Raw genomic sequence first — 7,138 nt, 5'->3', positions numbered from 1 at the left:
CCCCGCGTGGCCCCCGCCACCAGCGCGATTTTTCCCTCCAGCGGCTTTTTGTACACGTGCGACATGACGGCTCCTTCCCTTCCGGTTCCGTATGGTTAGAACTGGCTTTCCAAATTGAGACAATATATAAACGTTTATTCGTTTATAATTCGAGAGGCAAGATGGCGCGACCAAAAACCATGCCGGACAGCGAGGTGCTGACGGCGGCGCTGAAGGTGATGCACGAAAAAGGCCCGGAGGCACTGACCTTCGCCTCGCTCGCCACCGCCTGCGGCCTTTCCGGCTCGACGTTGGTGCAGCGCTTCAGGAACAAGGAAGAGCTTGCCCGCGCCGCGCTGCTGTTTGCCTGGGACGATCTGGACGCCAAGACGGAAGCGGCGATCGCCGCCGCGCCGAAGACGCCTCAAGGTGCCGTGGACATTCTCGTCGCGCTTTCCGGAGACTATGGCGGCATCGAGGCTTACGCCGAGGGTCTGCTGATGCTGCGTGAGGATTTTCGCGATTCTCGCCTGCGCGCCCGGGGCTTTGCCTGGGGCGAGGTTCTGTCCACCGCGATCACCGCCTGTTTTGCGGCAACGCCGGGCGCGCCGGACAATATCGGCACGCTGATGGCCTCGCAGTGGCAGGGCTGTCTGCTCTGGTGGGGGTTCAATCCCGCGGGGCCGATCGACGCGCATGTGCGCAGGAGCCTGGAAGCGTTCGTGGCGGCGGTGCTGCGCGGACAATAGGAAAGGCCCGGACTACCGGGCCTTTCGTCAACCTTCTGGCTCAGGCGATCCTGCCGCTGCGCCGCGGGCGAAGAATGGCAGCCAGCCTGCGGCAGGCGATCAATAGCATTTCCGTGTTCAGCGACACGATCGCGACACCGGCAAGCACGATCGCGGTGGCGATGATCTCTCTCAGGCTGACGGGTTCGCCCAGCAGGACAAAACCGAGGATAATCGTCCAGGGCGGCAGGAAATAACCGTTCATCGAACCGATGGTCGGACCCGCCTTCTTGAGGATGTTCATGTAGAGAACGATCGGCAGGGCCGTTCCGAACACGCCGAGAACGAGAAGCAGCGGCAGGTTGTCGAGTGCCGGAGAGAAGGCCGAAAGACCGCCGAGATAGATCATCACCGCGAAGGTCGGCAGGCCGGAAAACAGCTGCTGTCCCAGGGCCAGTCGGACCGGCTGAGCGCCTGGAATACCGCGCACATAAAGGTTGCCGAGCGCATAGCTGACCGCGACGATGGCGACCGCGCCGACGCCGCGAAGGCTGACGTTGTCGGCACCGAGCGCTGCCGGGCCGATCAGCAGGACCATGCCGCCGAAGCCGGTCGCAAGCCCGAGCGCCACTTTCGGCGTCAGCCGCTCGCTCGCAAACAGCGCCTGCGCCAGAACCGCGACGACGAGCGGCGTGGAGGCTTGGATCATCGATGTCAGGCCCGCCGAAATTTCCGTCAGCGCATAGGCAGTCAGGCTGTTCGGCACGACGCCCTGCAGGAAACCGAGGACGACCCAGTCGCGCATCTCCCGTCCGCGCGGGAGAATGTTGTGGCCGGAGACGATCATCCAGACGGCAATCAGGCTGCCGCCCATCAGCCCCCTCACCGCCGTCAGGGCGAGCGGAGAGAGCGCGGTGCCGGCCAGCTTCAGGAGAATGAAAGCGCCTCCCCACAGGAAGGAACAGGCAAGCATCTGCACGATCAGCGGAATTTCAAAGGACTTTCTGGCGGCGATCGAAGGCATGGTCGGTTCCTCACCTATTTATCTTCATGTGAAGATATTTGCTCTCAATTTATCTTCATGTCAAGATAGTTTTATCGAGACGGAGAATCGGAATGGCGCAGACGCAAAAAACGCAGGATCACATCGACCGGGCGCGGGCCCAGTGGGCCAAACAATTGCCGGATCTCGACACGGGTCCGATGGAGATTCTCGGCCGCATCTACCGCCTGTCGCGGCTGGTCACGCCGTCGATCGAGGCGACATTCGCATCGTTCAAACTGGATCGCGGGGAATTCGACGTGATCGGGACGCTTCTGCGCTCCGGGCCGCCCCACCGGCTGACGCCGACGGAGCTCTACCGGTCGCTGATGATCGCCTCCGGCAGCCTCACCCACCGTCTGGGCCGGCTGGAAAAGGCCGGGCTGATCAAGCGCGTCCCGTCCGACAGCGACGGCCGAAGCCTTTCCGTGCAATTGACCGACGAGGGCATCGGCCGAGCGGAGGCCGCGTTCCGGCAGGACATGGCAAGCGAGGCGGCGGCGATCGCGGGCTTCGATCCGGAAAAGAAGGCGCAGCTTGCGGACCTGCTTCGGGAACTGAACCTCGCCGTCGAGGCTCATCTTTCACGACGGGGACCGCCGGAGCCGACGGAGGATTGACGGAAAGGCCGGATTACGCGGAAACGAGCTTTCGACGTCCCGGCAGGGTCATGGCGGCAACGCCTGCGACGACGCAGACGAGGCCGGCCCATGCGCCCGGATGCAGGCTTTCGCCGAGGAAAACGACGCCGATCGCCACCCCGACGGGCACCCGCAGATAGGCCTGCGACGTCGCGCCGACCGAGCCGAGCGTCTGCATCAGCCTGAAATAGATGACGAAGGCGAGCGCCGTCGAAAACACCGCGAGCGCCACCAGCGCGAGGATCGATTCCAGAGAAGGCTCAAGCATCCACGGCTTGTCGACGATCAGGCTTGCCGGGACCAGCAGCGCGGCGCCGCAGACGAGCGAGCCCGCCGCCGGCATGATCGGGTCGAGACCCTTGAAGTTCTTGCCGAAGATCGCCGCACCGGCATAACACACCGTCGCCAGCACGATCGCCAACTGCGGCACCAGCCTCTCCCCGAGGCCCGACAGCGCTTCGACGCCGATCACCATGCAGATGCCGACCAGCCCCGCGCCAACGCCGAACAGTTTTCGCACCGTCACCGGCTCGTGGCGGGTAATCAATGCCGTGATCAGGAAGGCGAAGATCGGCGTGGTGGAGTTGAGGATCGCCGCTAGCCCGGCATCGGTCGATTGTTCCGCCCAGGCGATCAGCGTGAAGGGAATGGCGCTGTTGAGGCAGGCCTGGAACAGGAAGCGCGCCCAAGTGGGCCCGTCGCGCGGCAGCTTCAGGCCCCGCCAGCGGATCACGGCGAGCAGCACCGCCCCGGCGATCAGGGTCCGCAGCGCGATCAGCGTGACCGGAGGGATTGTCCCGACGCCGATCTTGATGAACGTGTAGGAAGCGCCCCAGAGCGTGGAGAGCGCCAGAAGCAGCGCCAGTTCCCTGGTCATATTCGGTGTGTTCGGCATGATCTCGCCCGGCTTGTTCGCATTTCGATGCGGGTGTTCTAGGTCAGGAAGGAGGGCGGATGCTTCGGTGCGGATCGAAGTGTTCCGATACGTCGCCGCTCGAACGGCAGCGGCTGAGCGCACTTGCGGGCGGGCACCGCCTGTTGCAATGATGCGGGCTCACTCAAGGAACACGATATGCCCTCGACCGAGCTGTTTCTCGCCTTCCTCGCCACCACGATAGTGTTCGCCTACATACCCGGACCGGCCATGCTTTATGCCGCTGCCCAGACGCTGGCGCGCGGGCGGTGGTCGGGCCTGATGGCCTCGCTCGGCATCCATATCGGCGGTTACGCGCATGTGTTCGCCGCAGCCGCGGGGCTTTCGGTGCTGTTCCACGCGGTGCCTATGCTCTACCTGGCGGTGAAGCTGGCTGGGGCCGCTTATCTCGTCTGGCTCGGAATCTCGCTGTTCCGCGCCAAGGCGGCCGGCGATCTCGAACTTCCGGAGATTGCCCAGAAATCGGGCCGGCGGGCGTTTTTCGAAAGCATCACGGTGGAAGTGCTGAACCCGAAGACGGCGATCTTCTTCCTCGCCTTCCTGCCGCAGTTTATCGACGCCTCGGCCGCCTTCCCCATCTGGCTGCAGTTCGTGATCCTCGGCACGATCGTCAACCTGATGTTCTCGTCCGCCGATATCGTCTGCGTCTTCCTCGCCGGCGCTGTCATCACCCGGCTGAAACGCTCGAGCGGAGCGCAGCGGCTGATGCAGAGGGCCGGCGGGGCGCTGCTGGTGGGGCTGGGGGCGCATCTGGCGCTGCAGCGGAGTTAGTCAGCTCATAAAAAAACAGCCCTGCGCCATCTCACCCCGTGACCTTCAGCTCCATGCAGGTCAGATCCAGCCAGCGGCCGAATTTGGTTCCCACTTCGGAAAACGTGCCGGCGGTGCGGAAGCCGAGTTTTTCGTGAAGGCCGATCGAGGCGGTGTTTCCGGCCTCGATGCAGGCGACCATGACGTGGATGCCGTTCTCGGAGGCGCGGGCGATCAGGTCCCGCATCAGCAGCCGGCCGATGCCGGCGCCGCGGAAATCGCGGTGGACGTAGACGGAATGCTCGACCGTGTGGCGGAAGCCGTCGAAGGCGCGCCAGTCGCCGTAGGAAGCGTAACCGGCGACCTTGCCGTTCACGTCCGCCACTAGGACTGGAAAGCCCCGCGCCTTGCGGGCGGAGAACCATTCCTTGCGGTTCTGGAGATCGACGAGGACCTCGTTCCAGATCGCCGTCGTGTTGGCGACGGCGTCGTTGTAGATCTGCATGACGGTCGGGAGATCGGCTTCCGTGGCGTCGCGGACAAGGGGTTCGGTCATCAGTTTTCGTCCATCATGATACTCATGCGTCCATTATATCAGACGATGGAATAGCGAGTCCAGATTTGCTGGTCTGCTCTTTGGATAACTTCATTGGAATCGATACGGGAGGGGAAAGCGCGGTACCTGCTGGTGGCCTTGGCTTGGGCGACGAAATGCCGGGATCACGGGCCTGAAGCCGGTCGGCTTCCACAACAAACCGTACCTCGGGTCAAAAGCCGCCGGAGAGGCTGAAGCAGGTCATCACCGCGCCGTAGTGGACGGCGGCGGCGGCGACGACGAACCCGTGCCAGATGGCGTTCTGGAACCGCAGCCGTTCCCAGACGTGGAAGATCACGCCGAGCGAATAGATGAAGCCGCCGATGACGATCAGCCAGACGGTGACGGCCGGGAGATATTGCGAGATCGGGCCGGCGACCATCACGCCGCTCCAGCCCATGGCGAGATAGAGAAGGATCGTCAGCTTGTCGAAACGGCCGGGAAACAGGCATTTCAGCGTGATGCCGAAAATGGCGGTCGCCCAGATCGCCAGAAGCATGGCGAAGATCCACGGGTCATGCGCGCCGCGCTGCAGGAACGGCGTATAGGTCGCGGCAATCAGGATGAAGATCGCCGAATGGTCGAGCCGCCGCAGCACCCATTTGGTGCGCGAGTGAGGCCAGATATTGTAGGTGAACGAGATCGACAGGCAAATGATCAGGCCGAGCCCGTAGATCCAGGCGGCGGCGATTTCGCCGTGGCTCGACCACACGGTCGCATAGAAGATCAGCGCGGTGGCACCGACAAGCGCAAACACGATGCCGACGCCGTGGATGATGCCATCCGCGACGATCTCGTGAAAATCGTATTTCCGTCCGAAATTGAAAAACTCGTTCATCCGACCTTCCGCCTGCATGGGTCTAAGAATGAGCATGACAAGGGAGGAAGGCAAGATGGCGGCGATTCACATTCCGTTTCCCGCTTTTAAACTTCGCTTGAATACGTGCCCGGATCCGGCCTCAGCGGTCGACGAGGACCGAGCACGTGGCGTGGCGCACGACGCGGTCGGCGGTGGCGCCGATCAGATAGTTCGAGAGGTCCGGGATATGCGAGGCGACGATGATCAGGTCGGCGCCCTCATCCACGGAAGCGGCGAGGATTTCGCGCGCCGGCGAGCCCTGGCGGATCTCGATATCGGCTTCGATGCCGGCTTTCCGACGAAGCTCGACGAGTTGCCGTTCGGCATCCTGACGGGCTGCGACGGTCAGATCGACGGTCAGCTCGGAGACGAGATAAGCGGGCATGTCCTCGACCACGTTGACGATCAGGATGCTGCCGTCCTTGTCGAGCAGGTTCGACGCGGTGAGCAGGATGCGCTCGCCCTTTTCCAGTGCGGAGACATCCACTGCGACGATGATCTTCTTGTACATTCGATCTCCTTCACGTCTTTTCGGCCGATCGTAGCGTCGCCTGCCTAAAGCCGCCTTGATCAGGGTCAAACGCCCGTTGATCGTCTACAATTTGGAAACGATCAATCGCCGGTTTGCGCTCTTTCGTGAACGATGGGCATGGGCCATATAGGTTGCAACAGGGCGTTCACCCCGCCCGATGTCAGATGAGGATTTCGATATGTCCGATGTCACGCAGCCCTTTGCCCTGACCCGTCCCGCCCATGTCCGCGGCGCGCATCTGGTCGTCAGCGACCTGGCCCCGGTTTCCGGTTTCTACCAGAACATCATCGGCCTTAAGGTCATAGAGAAGAGCCCGAGCGGCGAGGTTCTGGGCGTCGGCGGCCAACCGCTCCTGACGCTTTCGACCGGCAAAAACGTCGCCCGTGCGCCACGCAATGCGGCCGGCCTGTTCCACACCGCCTTCCTGGTGCCGAACCGGCAGGAGCTTGCCCACTGGCTGGCACATTCCGCCCATAACAATATCCGGCTGGAGGGCGCTTCCGACCACCTCGTCAGCGAAGCGATCTATCTGTCCGACCCCGAGGGCAACGGTATCGAGATCTACCGCGACCGTACCCCGCAGGAATGGGCCTTTCAGCCGGACGGCACGATCGCCATGGCGACCGAACGCCTGAACCTCCAGGAACTCTACAACAGCGCTCCGAAGCAGGCGTTTGACGGCATGGCGGATGGCACCGCCGTCGGCCACATCCATCTGCAGGTCGGCGATATCCCGCAGGCAGATGCCTTCTACCGCGACGTGCTGGGCCTGAAGGTGATGGCGCGGTATCCGGGCGCAAGCTTCTTTGCGACCGGCGACTACCACCACCATATCGCCGCCAATATCTGGAACAGCCGTGGCGCGCAGGCCCGCGAAGGCAATATGACCGGGCTGTCGGACTACACCGTCCGGTTCAACGACAAGGCGGCGCTCGACAGGGCGCTGACGGCGCTCGACGCCCAGGAGATCGCCGCGACCAAAACTGCCGAAGGCTGGTCGCTGAAGGACCCCTGGGGCATCGGCCTGACGCTCGCCGCCTGAGCGCAGCCACCCCCGTTTTGCGGACAAGCGGTGCTC

9 protein-coding genes are annotated in these 7,138 nt (G+C 63.2%); 4 read left to right on the top strand and 5 right to left on the bottom strand.

Going from position 1 to position 7,138, the window contains the following annotated elements:
- Positions 1-161 precede the first annotated feature (161 nt).
- Positions 162-728 (top strand): TetR/AcrR family transcriptional regulator, encoded by a 567-nt coding sequence (locus C5L10_RS31280; protein WP_105432875.1) that lies wholly within the window; start codon positions 162-164, stop codon positions 726-728.
- A gap of 40 nt (positions 729-768) precedes the next feature.
- On the opposite strand, the gene C5L10_RS31275 is transcribed toward C5L10_RS31280, so the two are convergent.
- Positions 769-1,731, bottom strand: a complete 963-nt coding sequence (locus tag C5L10_RS31275; protein ID WP_105432874.1) for a DMT family transporter — start codon at positions 1,729-1,731, stop codon at positions 769-771.
- A gap of 92 nt (positions 1,732-1,823) precedes the next feature.
- Here C5L10_RS31275 and C5L10_RS31270 point away from each other — a divergent pair, with 92 nt between their 5' ends.
- Positions 1,824-2,369 carry a MarR family winged helix-turn-helix transcriptional regulator gene (locus C5L10_RS31270; RefSeq protein ID WP_105432873.1) on the top strand — a complete coding sequence of 182 codons (546 nt, stop codon included), beginning with the start codon at positions 1,824-1,826 and terminating at the stop codon, positions 2,367-2,369.
- Positions 2,370-2,382: 13 nt separating this feature from the next.
- Here C5L10_RS31270 and C5L10_RS31265 read toward each other — a convergent pair whose 3' ends face one another.
- Entirely contained in the window at positions 2,383-3,285 is a 903-nt protein-coding gene (locus tag C5L10_RS31265; RefSeq protein WP_105432872.1) for a DMT family transporter, read from the bottom strand.
- A gap of 177 nt (positions 3,286-3,462) precedes the next feature.
- Here C5L10_RS31265 and C5L10_RS31260 point away from each other — a divergent pair, with 177 nt between their 5' ends.
- Positions 3,463-4,095 carry a LysE family translocator gene (locus tag C5L10_RS31260; RefSeq protein ID WP_105432871.1) on the top strand — a complete coding sequence of 211 codons (633 nt, stop codon included), beginning with the start codon at positions 3,463-3,465 and terminating at the stop codon, positions 4,093-4,095.
- A gap of 31 nt (positions 4,096-4,126) precedes the next feature.
- On the opposite strand, the gene C5L10_RS31255 is transcribed toward C5L10_RS31260, so the two are convergent.
- From C5L10_RS31255 to C5L10_RS31245, 3 genes are all read right to left on the bottom strand, one after another.
- A complete protein-coding gene (locus tag C5L10_RS31255) occupies positions 4,127-4,630 on the bottom strand; it encodes a GNAT family N-acetyltransferase (protein ID WP_046669508.1) in 504 nt (167 codons plus the stop codon).
- Positions 4,631-4,841: 211 nt separating this feature from the next.
- Positions 4,842-5,507, bottom strand: a complete 666-nt coding sequence (locus C5L10_RS31250; protein WP_038584820.1) for a hemolysin III family protein — start codon at positions 5,505-5,507, stop codon at positions 4,842-4,844.
- A gap of 121 nt (positions 5,508-5,628) precedes the next feature.
- Complete coding sequence (locus C5L10_RS31245; RefSeq protein ID WP_105432870.1) at positions 5,629-6,039, bottom strand: universal stress protein; 411 nt, start codon at positions 6,037-6,039, stop codon at positions 5,629-5,631.
- 199 nt (positions 6,040-6,238) lie between these two features.
- Here C5L10_RS31245 and C5L10_RS31240 point away from each other — a divergent pair, with 199 nt between their 5' ends.
- Positions 6,239-7,102 carry a VOC family protein gene (locus C5L10_RS31240; protein WP_105432869.1) on the top strand — a complete coding sequence of 288 codons (864 nt, stop codon included), beginning with the start codon at positions 6,239-6,241 and terminating at the stop codon, positions 7,100-7,102.
- Positions 7,103-7,138: the final 36 nt, after the last annotated feature.

The organism is Neorhizobium sp. T6_25 (assembly GCF_002968555.1).
In the GTDB taxonomy this organism is placed as follows: Bacteria; Pseudomonadota; Alphaproteobacteria; order Rhizobiales; family Rhizobiaceae; genus Neorhizobium.
Note: the sequence above shows the minus strand (reverse complement) of the source record. Positions and strands in the feature narration are given on the sequence as shown.

Bases quoted from the DNA above. Each gene is read 5' to 3' on its own strand.
- C5L10_RS31270 (WP_105432873.1), top strand. From the start codon at position 1,824: ATGGCGCAGACGCAAAAAACGCAGGATCACATCGACCGGGCGCGGGCC.
- C5L10_RS31280 (WP_105432875.1), top strand. From the start codon at position 162: ATGGCGCGACCAAAAACCATGCCGGACAGCGAGGTGCTGACGGCGGCG.
- C5L10_RS31255 (WP_046669508.1), bottom strand. From the start codon at position 4,630: ATGACCGAACCCCTTGTCCGCGACGCCACGGAAGCCGATCTCCCGACC.
- C5L10_RS31265 (WP_105432872.1), bottom strand. From the start codon at position 3,285: ATGCCGAACACACCGAATATGACCAGGGAACTGGCGCTGCTTCTGGCG.
- C5L10_RS31275 (WP_105432874.1), bottom strand. From the start codon at position 1,731: ATGCCTTCGATCGCCGCCAGAAAGTCCTTTGAAATTCCGCTGATCGTG.
- C5L10_RS31250 (WP_038584820.1), bottom strand. From the start codon at position 5,507: ATGAACGAGTTTTTCAATTTCGGACGGAAATACGATTTTCACGAGATC.
- C5L10_RS31260 (WP_105432871.1), top strand. From the start codon at position 3,463: ATGCCCTCGACCGAGCTGTTTCTCGCCTTCCTCGCCACCACGATAGTG.
- C5L10_RS31245 (WP_105432870.1), bottom strand. From the start codon at position 6,039: ATGTACAAGAAGATCATCGTCGCAGTGGATGTCTCCGCACTGGAAAAG.
- C5L10_RS31240 (WP_105432869.1), top strand. From the start codon at position 6,239: ATGTCCGATGTCACGCAGCCCTTTGCCCTGACCCGTCCCGCCCATGTC.